The 14,241-nt window shown below is 73.7% G+C and carries 9 protein-coding genes; 1 reads left to right on the top strand and 8 read right to left on the bottom strand.

The annotated features are described in order from the left end of the window. Window positions 1–44: 44 nt before the first annotated feature. The 8 genes from ACWGJ2_RS06355 to ACWGJ2_RS06320 all read right to left on the bottom strand — a co-directional run bounded on the left by ACWGJ2_RS06355 (window position 45) and on the right by ACWGJ2_RS06320 (window position 13,492). Entirely contained in the window at window positions 45–836 is a 792-nt protein-coding gene (locus tag ACWGJ2_RS06355) for an enoyl-CoA hydratase family protein (protein ID WP_453344809.1), read from the bottom strand. A 61-nt stretch (window positions 837–897) separates the two neighbouring features. Then, entirely contained in the window at window positions 898–2,505 is a 1,608-nt protein-coding gene (locus tag ACWGJ2_RS06350) for a 4-coumarate--CoA ligase family protein (RefSeq protein ID WP_453344808.1), read from the bottom strand. Window positions 2,506–2,567: 62 nt separating this feature from the next. Then, the gene (locus ACWGJ2_RS06345) at window positions 2,568–3,776 is read right to left on the bottom strand and encodes an acyl-CoA dehydrogenase family protein (RefSeq protein ID WP_453344807.1); all 1,209 of its coding nucleotides are present in this window, start codon (window positions 3,774–3,776) and stop codon (window positions 2,568–2,570) included. After that, complete coding sequence (locus ACWGJ2_RS06340) at window positions 3,773–5,872, bottom strand: acetyl/propionyl/methylcrotonyl-CoA carboxylase subunit alpha (RefSeq protein WP_453344806.1); 2,100 nt, start codon at window positions 5,870–5,872, stop codon at window positions 3,773–3,775. Before ACWGJ2_RS06340 ends, ACWGJ2_RS06345 begins: the two co-directional genes overlap by 4 nt. Window positions 5,873–5,961: 89 nt before the next feature. Then, window positions 5,962–7,572, bottom strand: a complete 1,611-nt coding sequence (locus tag ACWGJ2_RS06335; RefSeq protein ID WP_453344805.1) for an acyl-CoA carboxylase subunit beta — start codon at window positions 7,570–7,572, stop codon at window positions 5,962–5,964. Then, the gene (locus ACWGJ2_RS06330; protein WP_453344901.1) at window positions 7,569–9,251 is read right to left on the bottom strand and encodes an acyclic terpene utilization AtuA family protein; all 1,683 of its coding nucleotides are present in this window, start codon (window positions 9,249–9,251) and stop codon (window positions 7,569–7,571) included. Before ACWGJ2_RS06330 ends, ACWGJ2_RS06335 begins: the two co-directional genes overlap by 4 nt. Window positions 9,252–9,466: 215 nt before the next feature. Further along, window positions 9,467–10,315, bottom strand: a complete 849-nt coding sequence (locus ACWGJ2_RS06325) for a TIGR03084 family metal-binding protein (RefSeq protein WP_453344804.1) — start codon at window positions 10,313–10,315, stop codon at window positions 9,467–9,469. Window positions 10,316–10,591: 276 nt separating this feature from the next. Next, window positions 10,592–13,492, bottom strand: coding sequence for an FAD-binding and (Fe-S)-binding domain-containing protein (locus ACWGJ2_RS06320; protein WP_453344803.1), 2,901 nt, complete (start codon window positions 13,490–13,492; stop codon window positions 10,592–10,594). A 156-nt stretch (window positions 13,493–13,648) separates the two neighbouring features. Between ACWGJ2_RS06320 and ACWGJ2_RS06315 the strand changes: the two genes are divergently transcribed. Further along, a complete protein-coding gene (locus ACWGJ2_RS06315; RefSeq protein ID WP_453344802.1) occupies window positions 13,649–14,194 on the top strand; it encodes a GNAT family N-acetyltransferase in 546 nt (181 codons plus the stop codon). The last annotated feature ends 47 nt before the right edge of the window (window positions 14,195–14,241 follow it).

Raw genomic sequence — 14,241 nt, 5'->3', positions numbered from 1 at the left:
TGTTCGCCCCGCTGCTCACTCCACTGTTCGCCCCGGCCATGTGTTCACCCCGCCCATTCGGGATCCCGTCGTTCGAGGAATGCGGTCATGCCCTCGCGCGCCTCGTCGGAGGCGAAGAGGCGCGCGGACAGGTCAGCGAGGTTATCGGTGTCGCGGTCGAAGGCCCGCAGCACCTCCGCCGTGACCAGCCGCTTGGACTCCGCGAGCCCCTGCGGTGAACCGCGCCGCAGCCCGTCGAGCACCGGCTCCAGCGCGGCGTCCGGGTCCTCGGCCGCCATCGTCACCAGGCCGATACGGGCCGCTTCCGCGCCGTCGAACCGCTCGCCCGTCAGGTAGTAGCGGGCTGCGGCGCGCGGGTCCAGGCGGGGCAGCAGCGGCATCGAGATCACGGCCGGGGCCACGCCGATCCTGGCCTCGGTGAAGGCGAACGTCGCGCCCGGGCCCGCGACGGAGATGTCGCAGGCGCCCAGCAGCCCCGTGCCGCCCGCGCGCACATGGCCCGTGGCGCGGCCCACGACGGGCTTCGACAGCTCGACGAGCGCCCGCAGCAGCGTGGCCAGCTCGTGCGGGGTGCCGCTGCCCTCGCGCAGGTCGGCTCCCGCACAGAACGTGTTGCCCGTGTGCGTGAGCAGGACGGCGCGGGTCTCCGCGTCCGCCGCCGCCTGGTCCAGGGCCGCGTGGAGTTCGCGTACGAGGCGGGCCGAGAGCGCGTTGCGGTTGTGGGGCGAGTCGAGCGTGACGGTCATGACGCGCCGGTCCCGGCCGACCCGCACGAGGGGTTCCCCGGGCTGCTCCGGCTCCGCGGCCTGGGCTTCGCTGTTCGGGGCTGGGGTCACTGGTGGGGTCCTCTCGTACGGGGTGGGGGAACGGGGCCGGGGCGACGGCGGGAGGTGGTGGTCATCGGGGGGCCGGTCCCGTGGCGGGGCGGAGCCGGCGGCGGAGGATCTTGCCGCTGGCCGCGCGGGGCACCGCGTCCACGAACTCCACGCGCCGCACCTTCTTGTACGGAGCCACCCGTTCCGCGACGTACCGCAGGACCTCGTCCGCGCTCGGCCCCGTCGCGCCGGGGAGGCGGACCACGAACGCCTTGGGGACTTCCTGGCCTTCGTCGTCCGGCACGCCGACCACCGCCGCGTCCGCGATCTCCTCGTGGCCGAGCAGCACGGCCTCCAGTTCGGCGGGCGCCACCTGGTAGCCCTTGTACTTGATCAGCTCCTTGACCCGGTCGACGACGAACAGCCAGCCGTCCTCGTCCACCCGGCCGACGTCGCCCGTACGCAGCCAGCCCTCGGCGTCGATCATCGCCTCGGTCTCGTCCGGCCGCCCCAGGTACCCCTTCATCACCTGCGGCCCCCTGAAGAGCAGTTCGCCCTCCTCGCCGGGGCCCAGGTCGCGGGACGGGTCGTCCAGCGCGACGACGCGCATCTGTGTGCCGGGCAGCAGCTTGCCGACGGTGCCGGGCGGCGGGTCCTGCGCGTCGAGCGGGACCACGTGGGTGCCGGGCGACAGCTCGGTCATGCCGTACGCCTGCATCACCGTGGGCAGGCCGAGCCGCCGCGCGCACGCGGCGCCGAGCCGCGCGTCGAGCGGGGCCGCCGCGCTGACCAGGTACTTCACGGAGGACAGATCGTGCTGGTCCACCTCCGGGTGCTTGGCGAGTGCCAGCACGATGGGCGGCGCGACGTACAGCGCCGTCACCCGGTGGCGCTCGATCGCCGCCAGGAACCGGGTGAGGTCGAAGCGCGGCAGCACGACGACCGTCGCGCCCTTGCGCAGCGGCGCGTTCATGAGCGCGGTCAGCCCGTAGATGTGGAAGAACGGCAGCACGGCCAGCACGGTGTCGTCCGGGCCGCTGGGGATGAGCGGGTCGAGCTGGGCGAGGTTGGTGGCGATGTTGCGGTGGGTGAGCATCACGCCCTTGGGGGTGGCCGTGGTGCCCGAGGAGTAGGGCAGCGCGGCCAGGTCGCGGGCGGGGTCGAGCGTGACGCGGGGTTCGGGCGCCGTCGAGTCGCGCATGTCGAGCACGGATCTGTGGCCCTCGGCACGGTCGCACACGAAGATCTCGCGCACGCCGCCGCCCGCGCCGCCGTCCCCTGGCACGAGGCCCGCCGCCTCGCGGGCCGTCGCGAGGAGCGGCGAGACGGTGACGATCCAGCGCGCGCCCGCGTCGCGCAACTGGCGCGCGAACTCCTCCGCCGTGCACAGCGGGTGCACGGTGGTGACGGCCGCGCCGGCGCGGCTCGCGCCGTAGAAGACGGCGGGGTAGAGCACGGAGTTGGGGCTGTGCAGGGCCAGCACGTCGCCCTGCCGCAGCCCCGCCTCCGTGAGCGCGGCGGCGATACGGCGGCTGAACGCGTCCAGCGCCGCGTAGCTGAGCGTGGTGCCGTCGAGCGCGTCGACCAGCGCGGGCCGGTCGGCATACTCGACGGCAGAGCGGCCGAGCACCGCCTCGTGGATGGGCCGGTCGACGACGGGCACGTCGGCGTACTCACTGCGGAACACCATTGTCCGGTACCTCCCGCTTGTCCGTGTCGGTAGGACGTAGCGCCTCTGTAGAGCCCGGAGCCTCAGTAGGACTTGGGCAGGCCGAGGCTCTGGTGCGAGACGAAGTTGAGGACCATCTCGCGGCTGACCGGCGCGATCCGCGCCACCCGCGCCGCGGTGATCATGGCGGCGAGCCCGTACTCGCGGGTCAGGCCGTTGCCGCCGAGGGTGTGCACGGCCTGGTCGACGGCCTTGACGCACGCCTCACCGGCCGCGTACTTCGCCATGTTCGCGGCCTCGCCCGCGCCCATGTCGTCGCCCACGTCGTAGAGGTGGGCCGCCTTGAGCATCATCAGCCGGGCCAGCTCGACCTCGATATGGGCCTGCGCGAGCGGGTGCGCGATGGCCTGGTGCGCGCCGATGGGCTCCTTCCACACCTGGCGCGTACGGGCGTACTCCACGGCCCTGTTGATCGCGTAGCGCCCCATGCCGAGCGCGAAGGCCGCCGTCATCACGCGCTCCGGGTTGAGCCCGGCGAAGAGCTGGAGCAGGCCCGCGTCCTCGTCGCCGACCAGTGCGTCGGCGGGCAGCCGCACATCGTCGAGAACCAGCTCGAACTGCTTCTCCGGGGCGCCGATCTCCATGTCGATCTGGTGGCGCTCGAAGCCGGGCGCGTCGCGGGGCACGATGAACAGGCAGGGCTTGAGCTTGCCGGTGCGCGCGTCCTCCGTACGGCCCACGATCAGCGTCGCGTCCGCGATGTCCACGCCGGATATGAAGACCTTGCGCCCGGTGAGCAGCCAGTCGTCGCCGTCCCTGCGGGCTGTCGTGGTGATGCGGTGCGAGTTGGAGCCCGCGTCGGGCTCGGTGATGCCGAACGCCATCTTCAGGCTGCCGTCGGCCAGTCCGGGCAGCCACTGGCGCTTCTGTGCCTCGGTACCGAAGCGGGCGATGACGTTCCCGCAGATGGCGGGCGAGACGACGAGCATCAGCAGCGGGCAGCCAGCCGCGCCCAGCTCCTCCAGCACGATGGACAGCTCGGTGATGCCGGTGCCTCCGCCGCCGTACTCCTCGGGGAGGTTGACGCCGAGGTAGCCGAGCTTGCCCGCCTCGGCCCACAGTTCGTCGGTGTGCTTGCCGTCGCGGACGACTCCGGCGAAGTACTCGCGCCCGTACCGCTCGCCGAGCGCGGCGACCGCCCGGCGCAGCGCCCGCTGCTCCTCGGTCTCCAGGAGGGCCGAGCCGGCGGGGCTGGTGGCGCTGGACGGGTTCGGGTCGGTGGCGTCGGTCATGCGGACTCCTTGGGAGAGGTGGTCTCTTCATGGGTCGTGGAGGGGGCGGGCGTCGCGGGTGGCTCGTCGGAGGGCTCCTCCGAGACGACGGCCAGCAGCGTGCCGACCTCGACCTGACGGCCGGGTACCGCGTTGAGCGCGGTGAGGGTGCCGGAGGCGGGCGCGACGACCTTGTGCTCCATCTTCATCGCCTCCAGCCACAGCAGCGGCTCGCCCGCCACCACCCGGCTGCCGACGGCGAGCCCTTCGGCCACCCGCACGACCGTGCCCGGCAACTGCGCCAGCAGCGATCCCGGCTCGGTGCGGTCGGCCGGGTCGGGGAAGCGGGGCAGGGGGGTGAGGGTGTGGGAGCCGAGCGAGGAGTCGACGTACACGGCCGCGTACGCCTCCGTGGATGTTCCCGCGCGGCCGGACCCGCCGTACGCGCTGACCTCGAACTCCCTGCGTACGCCGTCCACCTCCAGCACGACGCGCTCGGGCGCCGCGTCGAGCAACCGGACGCCGGGCAGGCCCTCCGCGTTGAGCCCCTCGCGGGTGAGCGTGTAGCGGATCTCGTGCTCCGTGCCGTCGGGTTCGCTCCGGTAGCCCTTGGTCTGCGGGCGTGAGGGCACATTGCGCCAGCCGCCCAGCCGCGCGGCGACGGAGGTGCCCGACGCGCGGGTGCGAGCGGCGTCGGCGAGCGCCGCCGCGAGTGCGGCGAGCCGCGTGCGGCGGCCGTCGTCCGCCGCCTCGTCGGGCCGGGTCAGCGCGTCGAGGTGGCGCTCGTAGAAGCCCGTGTCCAGGCGCACCGCCATGAAGTCGGGGTGGCGCAGGGAGCGTACGAGCAGCTCGCGGTTGGTGACGGGCCCGTGCACGCGGGCCCGCTCCAGCGCGCGGGCCAGCTTGCGCACGGCCTCGTCGCGGCCGGGCGCCCAGGCGATGACCTTGGCGAGCATCGGGTCGTAGTGCACGCCGATCTCGTCGCCGCCGCTGACGCCGCTGTCCAGACGCACGCCGTCCGGCACGTCGAGCCGGTGGAGGGTGCCGGTCTGGGGACGCCAGCCGCGTGCGGGGTCCTCGGCGTAGAGGCGGGCCTCGACGGCGTGCCCCCGGGGCGCGGGCGGGCCGGTGGGGTCGAGCGCGGCGCCCTCCGCGACGCGGATCTGGTGTGCGACGAGGTCGAGGCCGTGGACGCACTCGGTGACGGGGTGCTCGACCTGGAGGCGGGTGTTCATCTCCAGGAAGTACGCGCGCTCCTGGGCTCGTTCCCGGGGGGCATCGGGGGTGCCGGGGGTGTTGGGGGCGCCGGGGGCGACCAGGAACTCCACCGTGCCCGCGCCCCGGTACCCCACCGCGCGCGCCGCCTTGACCGCCGCCTCGTGCAAGGACGCGCGCAGCGCGTCGCTCAGCCCCGGCGCCGGTGCCTCCTCGATCACCTTCTGGTGGCGGCGCTGCAAGGAGCAGTCCCGCGTGCCCAGCGCCCACACCGTGCCGTGCCCGTCGGCGAGGACCTGGACCTCGACGTGCCTGCCCCGCTCCACATACGGTTCCACGAAGACCTCGCCGTCCCCGAAGGCGGAGGCCGCCTCGGCGCGCGCGGCCTCGATCTCGTCCTCCAGCGCGGCCAGTTCCCGCACGACGCGCATCCCCCGGCCACCGCCTCCGGCCGACGCCTTCACCAGCAGCGGCAACTGGTCCTCGCGCGCCTCCCCCGCCGCGACGGGCGCGAGCAGCGGCACCCCGGCCTCCGCCATCAGCCGCTTGGCGCGGGTCTTGGACGCCATGGCCTCGATCGCCTCGGGCGGCGGGCCGATCCAGACCAGGCCCGCGTCCTGGACGGCGCGCGCGAAGTCGGCGTTCTCGGAGAGGAAGCCGTAGCCGGGGTGGACGGCGTCGGCTTCGGCGGCGAGCGCCGCCTTCACGATCAGATCGCCGCGCAGATATGTCTCGGACGGGGCGTTGCCCGGCAGCCGTACCGCCGCGTCGGCCGCGCGGACGTGCGCCGCCGAGGCGTCCGCGTCGGAGTGGACCGCGACGGTCCCGATGCCCATCTCCTCGCAGGTACGGAAGACGCGCAGCGCGATCTCCCCCCGGTTGGCCACCAGTACGCGTCGCATCACGCCTCGTCCCGCCCTCGTTCCGCTTCCGCTTCCCTCACGGCCACGGCCACGGCCTGTTGTCTCCTCCGCTCCGCTCATCGCCCGGCTCACATCCGGAAGACGCCGAAGCCGCCGCGGGCGCCCTCGACCGGTGCGGTGTGGATGGCGGACAGGCACAGGCCCAGCACGGTCCTGGTGTCCCGTGGGTCGATCACGCCGTCGTCGTAGAGCCGCCCGGAGAGGAACACCGGCAGCGACTCGGCCTCGATCTGCTGCTCCACCATGGCGCGCAGCCCGGCGTCGGCCTCCTCGTCGAACGGCTTGCCCTTGGCCGCAGCCGACTCGCGCATCACGATCGACAGCACCCCCGCGAGCTGCTGCGGGCCCATCACGGCCGACTTGGCGCTCGGCCAGGCGAACAGGAACCGGGGGTCGTAGGCCCGGCCGCACATGCCGTAGTGGCCCGCGCCGTAGCTGGCGCCCATGAGGACCGACAGGTGGGGGACCTTCGAGTTCGAGACCGCGTTGATCATCATCGAGCCGTGCTTGATGATGCCGCCCTGCTCGTACTCCTTGCCGACCATGTAGCCGGTGGTGTTGTGCAGGAACAGCAGCGGGATGTCGCGCTGGTTGGCGAGCTGGATGAACTGGGTGGCCTTCTGCGACTCCTCGCTGAACAGCACGCCCCGCGCGTTGGCGAGGATGCCCACGGGGTAGCCGTGCAGGGCCGCCCAGCCGGTGACGAGGCTGGCGCCGTAGAGGGGCTTGAACTCGTCGAAGTCCGAGCCGTCGACGAGGCGCGCGATGACCTCGCGCGGGTCGAAGGGGACCTTCAGATCGCCGGGCACGATGCCCAGCAGCTCCTCCTCGTCGTACTTCGGGGGCTCCGCGATCCCCGTGGACGGGGACGGGGACGGGTGCGCCTTGCGCCAGTTGAGGCGGGCGACGACGCGACGGGTCTGCCGCAGCGCGTCGGGCTCGTCCAGCGCGAAGTAGTCGGCGAGCCCGGAGCCGCGCGCGTGCATCTCCGCGCCGCCCAGCTCCTCGTCGTCGGCCTCCTCGCCTGTGGCCATCTTGACCAGGGGCGGGCCGCCGAGGAAGACCTTGGACTGCTCCTTGACCATGATCACGTGGTCGGACATGCCGGGGATGTACGCGCCGCCCGCCGTGGAGTTGCCGAACACGACGGCGACGGTGGGGATGCCCGCCTCGGACAGCCGCGTGATGTCACGGAACAGGGCCCCGCCGGGGATGAAGATCTCCTTCTGGCTGGGCAGATCGGCGCCCCCCGACTCCACGAGGCTGATGCAGGGGAGCCGGTTCGCGTACGCGATCTCGTTGGCGCGCAGGGCCTTCTTGAGCGTCCAGGGGTTGCTGGCACCGCCCCGTACGGTCGGGTCGTTGGCCGTGATCAGGCACTCCACGCCCTCCACGACCCCGATGCCGGTGACGAGCGAGGCGCCCACCGTGTAGTCGCTGCCCCAGGCCGCGAGCGGGGACAGCTCCAGGAACGGGGTGTCGGGGTCCAGCAGCAGTTCGATCCGCTCGCGCGCGAGGAGCTTGCCGCGCTTGCGGTGGCGCTCGACGTACTTCTCGCCACCGCCCTCACGCGCCTTGGCGTGTTCGGCCTCCAGCTCGGCGAGCTTGCCGAGCATGGCCTCGCGGTTGGCGGCGTATTCGGCGCTCTTGGCGTCCAGCGCCGACGGGAGCACGGTCACTTCAACAACCCCTCCGGTATGTCCATGTGCCGGGAGCGCAGCCACTCCCCCAGGGCCTTGGCCTGCGGATCGAAGCGCGCCTGCGAGGCGACGCCCTCCCCGAGGAGGCCGTCGATGACGAAGTTGAGGGCGCGGAGGTTGGGGAGGAGGTGGCGGGTGACTTTCAGCTGACGGGTTTCAGATGACGACTGACAGATTTCAGGTATCAGATAACAGATTTCAGATTCTGTCAGCGCATGCGCCAGCCACCGCCACGCCTCCTCACTCCGCACCCACACCCCCACGTTGGCGCTCCCGCCCTTGTCCCCGCTGCGGGCCCCGGCGATCGTCCCCAGGGGCACGCGACGCGTGGGCCCGTACGAGTCGGGCAGCGGCTCCGGAAGTTCCGGTTCCGTCACCTCGGCCAGTTCGCGGGTCCCCTCGAAGGACCGGGCGGGGATGTCCACCCGGCGCCCGTCGGGCAGTACGGCAATGTGCGGCACCCCGTCGGCGGCCGTGTACGCGGCCTCGAACACCCCGTACGGCGCGCCCTTCCCCGGCGGCGCCGTGACGTGGAAGCCGGGGATGCTGGCCAGGGCGAGTTCGACCGCGCCGCCGCTGACCGCGCGCCCCACCGCCTCCTGGTCCGCGTCCCGTACGACCAGGCGCAGCATGGCGCTGGCCTCTTCCTGTAGAGGCGCGTCGGGCCTGTCCGTACGGGCAAGGCTCCAGCTCACCTCCCTGGGCCGCCGCCCGGCGCGCGCGAAGGCGTCCTCCATCTGACGGCGTACGAGCGCGTCCTTGGCCTCGATGTCGAGCCCGGTGAGGACGAACACGACCTCGTTGCGCCAGCCGCCCAGCCTGCTGCACCCCACCTTCAGCGTGGGCGGCGGCGCCTCGCCGCGTACGCCGTCGATCCGTACCCGGTCTGGGCCCTCCTGGGCGAGCCGTACCGAGTCCAGGCGCGCGGTCACATCGGGCCCGGCATAGCGCGCCCCTGACGTCTCGTACAGCAGTTGCGCCGTCACCGTGCCCACCGTCACCGCGCCGCCCGTACCCGGATGCTTGGTGATCACGGCGGAGCCGTCGTGGGCGATCTCCGCGAGAGGGAAGCCGGGCCGCAGCACGTCGATGCCCTCGGCCTCGAAGAAGGCGTAGTTGCCGCCTGTCGCCTGGGCACCGCACTCCAGCACGTGCCCCGCGACAACCGCGCCGGCCAGCGCGTCCAGGTCCGCCGCGTCCTCGTGGCTCCAGCCGAAGTGCGCCGCCGCTGCCCCGCTCACCAGGGCCGCGTCCGTGACCCGGCCCGTGACCACGATGTCCGCGCCCGCGCGCAGACACTCCGCGATGCCGCCGCCGCCCAGATAGGCGTTGGCCGTCAGGACGCCCTCGCCCCAGCCGCGCGCGAGCAGGTCGTCGCCCTCGACGTGAGCCACCCGCGCGGGCACCCCGACGCGCTCGCTCAACTCCCGTACGGCGTCGGCGAGCCCGGCCGGGTTGAGGCCGCCCGCGTTGGCGACGATCCGCACGCCCCGCTCCTTGGCGAGGCCGAGCCCGGTCTCCAACTGCCGCAGGAAGGTCTTCGCGTAGCCGCGCGCCGGGTCCTTCACCCGGTCGCGGCCGAGGATGAGCATGGTCAGCTCGGCGAGATAGTCGCCGGTCAGCACGTCCAGGGGGCCGCCGGTGAGCATCTCCTCCATGGCGGAGAAGCGGTCGCCGTAGAAGCCGGAACAGTTGCCGATCCGCAGCACCCCGCGTCCTGCCCCCTCTGCCGTGTTCCGGGCGGCAAACGTGCCGGGGGAATTGGCCGTGCGGGACGGGCCGGGCGCACCGGTTGCGCCGGATGCGCCGGATGCGCCGGATGCGCCTGCCGTGGTGCCGGGCGCGCCGCCGCCCGTCGCACCGTCGCTGCCCTTCACGCGGACTCCCCCTCGGGGCCGGCCGCGGGCCCAGCTCCGGCCCCGGCCCCGGGCGCGCGGCCCGCGCCCGGCGGGCCCGCGAATGCCTGGGCGATGTCCAGCCAGCGCCCGGCCTCCGCGCCCTCGGCGCGCAGGCCGGTGTCGTCGCGGTGCACGCGCTGCGTCACCAGCAGGCAGAACTCCACGGCGTCCCCGGTCACGCGCTCGGCCGCGTCCTCGGGCCCGTAGACCCACGGTTCGCCGTCCGTGCCCGTCAGCTCGACCCGGAAGGGTGCGGCGGGCGGGGTCAGCCCGTGCGCCGCGTACGCGAAGTCCCGGGCCCGCACGCCGATCCGGGCCACGTGCCGCAGCCGGACGGTGCGCGCGCGGCGCACGCCCAGCGCATCGGCGACGTCCTCGCCGTGCGCCCACGTCTCCATGAGGCGCGCCGTGGCCATGCCAGCGACGCTCATCGGCGGCCCATACCAGGGGATGCGCCGCCCCTCCGGCTGGTCGGCGAGCGTCCGCAGCAGCGCGGAACGGCCCTCGCGCCAGTGCTCCAGCAACTCACCTGGTACGAGGGCCGCGCCCTCCTCGGCGCCCTCGTCGACGAAGCGGTCCGGCGCGGCCATGGCCTTCTCCACCTCGCGCTGGAAGGCGGCCTCGTCCGTGGCGGCGGTCAGCGACTGCCCGTCCGTCCACGTCAGATGGGCGATCTGGTGTGCGACGGTCCAGTTGGGCGCGGGCGTCGGCAGCGCCCACGCCTTCGCTTCGAGCCCGGCCACCAGGGCCTCCAGCTCGTCACCCTCGTCACGCAGGTCGGTCAGCACGGCACCGGCTGCCCCGGTGCCGACGGTTCCGGTCATGGCGCGCTCCCCGCTCCCTGCCTCGACGGCCCACTGGCCCACTGGCCCACTCGCACAGCGCGCACGGTTCATGCGGCGCCCACGTCCCGTACCGCCGGGCCGTCGACGCGAGTCGCCCTGTGCGCCACGAGCGTGGCAGCGCGAGGAAAAACAAGCAAGCGTGCTTGCATGACTTTTTACGGGCCGCCCCCAGAGGAACGGCGCACGACGGAGCGGGCCGGAACTTGAGGTCCCGGACCGCCCCGATCCGCTCCCGGCCCCACCGTGCCGCGCGTCTCACCCCACGCCGTCGGCCCGCCCGTCAGTCCGGCCCGCCCCGCTCCCGATGCCCTGGACGCCCTGGATGCCCTCGGCCAGCACCTCCGCAAGGTGGCGGCTGCGGTGGCCGCCGAGCTGTTCCAACTGGGTACGGCACGAATAGCCGTCGGCGATCAGCTCCGTGCCGGGGGCCGCGTCCCGTACGGCGGGCAGCAACTGGTCCTCGGCGCAGGCAGCCGAGACCTCGTAGTGCCCCTTCTCGAAGCCGAAGTTGCCCGCGAGCCCGCAGCAGCCGCCGCTCAGCTCACCCGTCAGCCCGGCCTTCTCGCGCAGCCGCCGGTCCGCCGCGTCGCCCAGCACAGCGTGCTGGTGACAGTGCGTCTGACCTGCCACGGGGCGCTCCAGGCGCGGCGGCTCCCAGGCGGGCGCGTACTCCTCCAGCGTCTCGGCGAAGGTCCGCACCGACCGCGCGAGGCGCTCCGCGCGCGGGTCGTCGCCGAGCAGTTCCGGCAGGTCGGTCTTGAGCGCCGCGGCGCACGGCGGCTCCAGCACCGTCACGGGCAGCCCCGCGTCCAGCGCGGGCTCGACCCGGTCCAGGGTGCGGCGCATCACCGCGCGGGCGCGGTCCAGTTGCCCCGTGGAGACGTACGTCAGGCCGCAGCACACCTGCTTCGGCGGTACGGCGATCCGCAGCCCCGCGTCGCGCAGCACCCGGACGGCCGCCGAACCGGCCTCGGGCGAGAGGTAGTTGGTGAACGTGTCGGGCCACAGCACCACCCGCTGCCCCTCGCCGCCGCCCTGCTCGGCCATGCCGCGCCCCGCCTGCGCCCGCCACCAGCGCGTGAAGGGCCGCGTGGGCAGCGCGGGGATGTCCCGTTCGGGCGCCAGACCGCCCGCCTTCTTGGCCAGCACCGCCAGCGGGCCCGCCTTCGCGCCCGCGTTCAGCAGCGGGACCGTGCGGCTGGCCGCCGCCAGCCGCAGCCACTCGGGGAGCCTGCCCATCGAGTGGTGGGCCATCGGGCGCCGTTTGCCTCCCTCGTCGCCGTAGTGGTGGTGCAGGAACTCGGCCTTGTACGTGGCCATGTCCACGCCCACCGGGCAGTCCGTCCTGCACCCCTTGCAGGACAGGCACAGGTCCAGGGCCTCGCGGACCTCCTCGGACTGCCAGCCGTCGGTGAGCACCTCGCCCGCGAGCATCTCGTGCAGCAGCCTGGCGCGCCCGCGCGTGGAGTGCTTCTCCTCGCCGGTGGCGCGGAAGGAGGGGCACATCACGCCCGCGCTCGTCGTCGTGTCGCGGCACTTGGCGACGCCGACGCAGCGGCGTACGGCGGCCGAGAAGTCGCCCCCGTCGTGCGGATAGCCGAACTCCACGTCGACGGGTTGCCGCGGCAGCGGCTCGAACCGCAGGTTCTCGTCGATGCGCGCCGGGCGCACCAGCATGCCCGGGTTGAGCCCGCCCGACGGGTCCCACAGATCCTTGAACCGGTTGAAGAGCCCGACCATCTCCGCCCCGTACATCTTCGGCAGCAGCTCGGCCCGCGCCTGCCCGTCCCCGTGCTCCCCGGAGAGCGAGCCGCCGTGCGCGACGACGACGTCGGCCAGGTCGTAGGAGAAGTCGCGGAAGCGCTGGACGCCCTCGCGGCCCATCAGGTCGAAGTCGATGCGTACGTGGATGCAGCCGTCCCCGAAGTGCCCGTAGGGCAGGCCGCGCAGGCCGTGTTCGCGCAGCAGCTTGCGGAAGTCCCGCAGATACGCGCCGAGCCTGGCCGGGGGCACCGCGCAGTCCTCCCAGCCCGGCCACGCCTCGCTGCCATCGGGCATGCGCGTCGCCGTGCCGGAGGCGTCCTCGCGCACCCGCCACAGCGCGCGCTGCTCGGCGGCCCCCGCGACCAGCAGGTGGTCCGTCGCGCCGTCCGCCAGCGCGGCGCGGCACAGCGCGTCGGCGCGGGACCGCGCCTCGGCCGCGTCGTCGCCGCCGACCTCCACGAAGAGCCAGGCGCCGCCGCGCGGGAGGGAGCCGCGGGCCGCGTCGCCGACCAGGTCGTTGGCCATGCCCTCGACGGTGAGCGGCCCGTGGGGCAGCAGTCCGGCCGCCGCCTCGGCCGCCGCGCTCTCGTCCCCGTAGGCGAGCACGGCCAGCACACGGGCGCCCGGCACGGGCACCAGCTCGACCGTGGCCTGCGTGAGCACGCCGAGGGTGCCCTCGCTGCCGGTGAAGGCGCGCGCCCAGTTCTCGTGCTTCTCGGGGAGCAGTTCGTCGAGCGCATAGCCGGAGATGCGGCGCGGCAGCTCGGGGAAACCGGTGCGCAGGCGGGCGAGTTCGCCCTGCACGAGGTCCTGGGCACCGTTGCGCAGGCGGGCGGGGACGCCGCCTCCGCCGCGGCCGAGCACGGCGCGCTCGCCGCCGTAGGTGAGCACGTCCAGTTCGCGCACGTTGTCGGCCGTGGTGCCCCAGGCGACCGAGTGGGAGCCGCACGAGTTGTTGCCGATCATGCCGCCGAGGGTGCAGCGGCTGTGGGTGGAGGGGTCGGGTCCGAAGGTGAGCCCGTACGTGGCGGCCGCGGCGCGCAGGTCGTCGAGGATGACGCCCGGCTGGACGAGCGCGGTGCGCGAGCCCGGGTCGATCGCCTCGATCCGGTTCATGTGACGGGTGAAGTCGAGGACGACGCCGACGCCCGTGGCCTGCCCCGCGATCGAGGTACCGGTGCCGCGTGCGAGCACCGGCACGTGGTGCTCGCGGCACACGGCGAGGGTCGCGCGCACGTCCTCCGCGTCGCGGGGCGCGACGACGCCCAGCGGCACGCGCCGGTAGTTGGAGGCGTCCATCGTCATGAGCGCGCGGCTGCCCGTGTCGAACTCCACCTCGCCGCCGCGCACCGCCGCGCGCAGGGCCTGTTCCACATCCCGTACGTCTGCCATGGGTCCAGCGTGCACGCTGGGACGGTTTTCGCGCGGGCACTTTCACCGGGCGCGCCCGATCACTCCATGCGGTGGTCGCGGAGGTCGGGGCGGAGCCGAGGGCCGGGGGTTCCGGTTCCCGGCCGGGGCGGCGGCGGAGCGGCAGACTGGGGAACCATGAGAATCAGAGCCGCACGCCCCGAGGAGGCCGGGGCGCTGAGCGAACTCGCCCTCCGTTCCAAAGCGTACTGGGGTTACGACGAGGCTTTCCTCGCCGCCTGCCGCGACGAACTCACCCTCCACCCCGCGGAGATCATCCGCCGCCGCACGATGGTCGCGGTCGACGAGGACGTGGACGGGGACGGGGACGAGGACGGCGGCCGGCTGCTGGGCTTCACGACGCTGGAGGGCATCCCCACCCTGGCCGTACTGGGGATGATGTTCGTGGAGCCGGACGCCATGGGGCGGGGCGTGGGCAGCCGCCTCTTCCGGCACACCGTGGACCTCGCGCGGGACCTCGGCTTCGCGCGCGTCTCCATCGACGCCGACCCCCACGCCGAGCCCTTCTATCTCGCCATGGGCGCCGAACGCGTCGGCACCACACCGTCCGGGTCGATCGCGGGGCGCGTGCTGCCGCTGCTGTCGCTGGAGATCGGGGCACGCGACACCGGGACACGTGACATCCGGGGGCAACGTGACATCCGGGAGCGCGGAGAAGCGTGACCGGTGATCCGCGAAGGGGGTCCCGCATCATGATCATGCGAGGTATC

The organism is Streptomyces sp. NPDC054796 (genome assembly GCF_053611545.1).
This window is presented reverse-complemented; position numbering and strand designations above follow the sequence as displayed.

What these genes read in the sequence shown, in the direction of transcription:
- ACWGJ2_RS06350 (WP_453344808.1), bottom strand. Translation starts at nt 2,505, where the DNA reads ATGGTGTTCCGCAGTGAGTACGCCGACGTGCCCGTCGTCGACCGGCCC.
- ACWGJ2_RS06345 (WP_453344807.1), bottom strand. Translation starts at nt 3,776, where the DNA reads ATGACCGACGCCACCGACCCGAACCCGTCCAGCGCCACCAGCCCCGCC.
- ACWGJ2_RS06340 (WP_453344806.1), bottom strand. Translation starts at nt 5,872, where the DNA reads ATGCGACGCGTACTGGTGGCCAACCGGGGGGAGATCGCGCTGCGCGTC.
- ACWGJ2_RS06330 (WP_453344901.1), bottom strand. Translation starts at nt 9,251, where the DNA reads ATGGAGGAGATGCTCACCGGCGGCCCCCTGGACGTGCTGACCGGCGAC.
- ACWGJ2_RS06325 (WP_453344804.1), bottom strand. Translation starts at nt 10,315, where the DNA reads ATGACCGGAACCGTCGGCACCGGGGCAGCCGGTGCCGTGCTGACCGAC.
- ACWGJ2_RS06320 (WP_453344803.1), bottom strand. Translation starts at nt 13,492, where the DNA reads ATGGCAGACGTACGGGATGTGGAACAGGCCCTGCGCGCGGCGGTGCGC.
- ACWGJ2_RS06315 (WP_453344802.1), top strand. Translation starts at nt 13,649, where the DNA reads ATGAGAATCAGAGCCGCACGCCCCGAGGAGGCCGGGGCGCTGAGCGAA.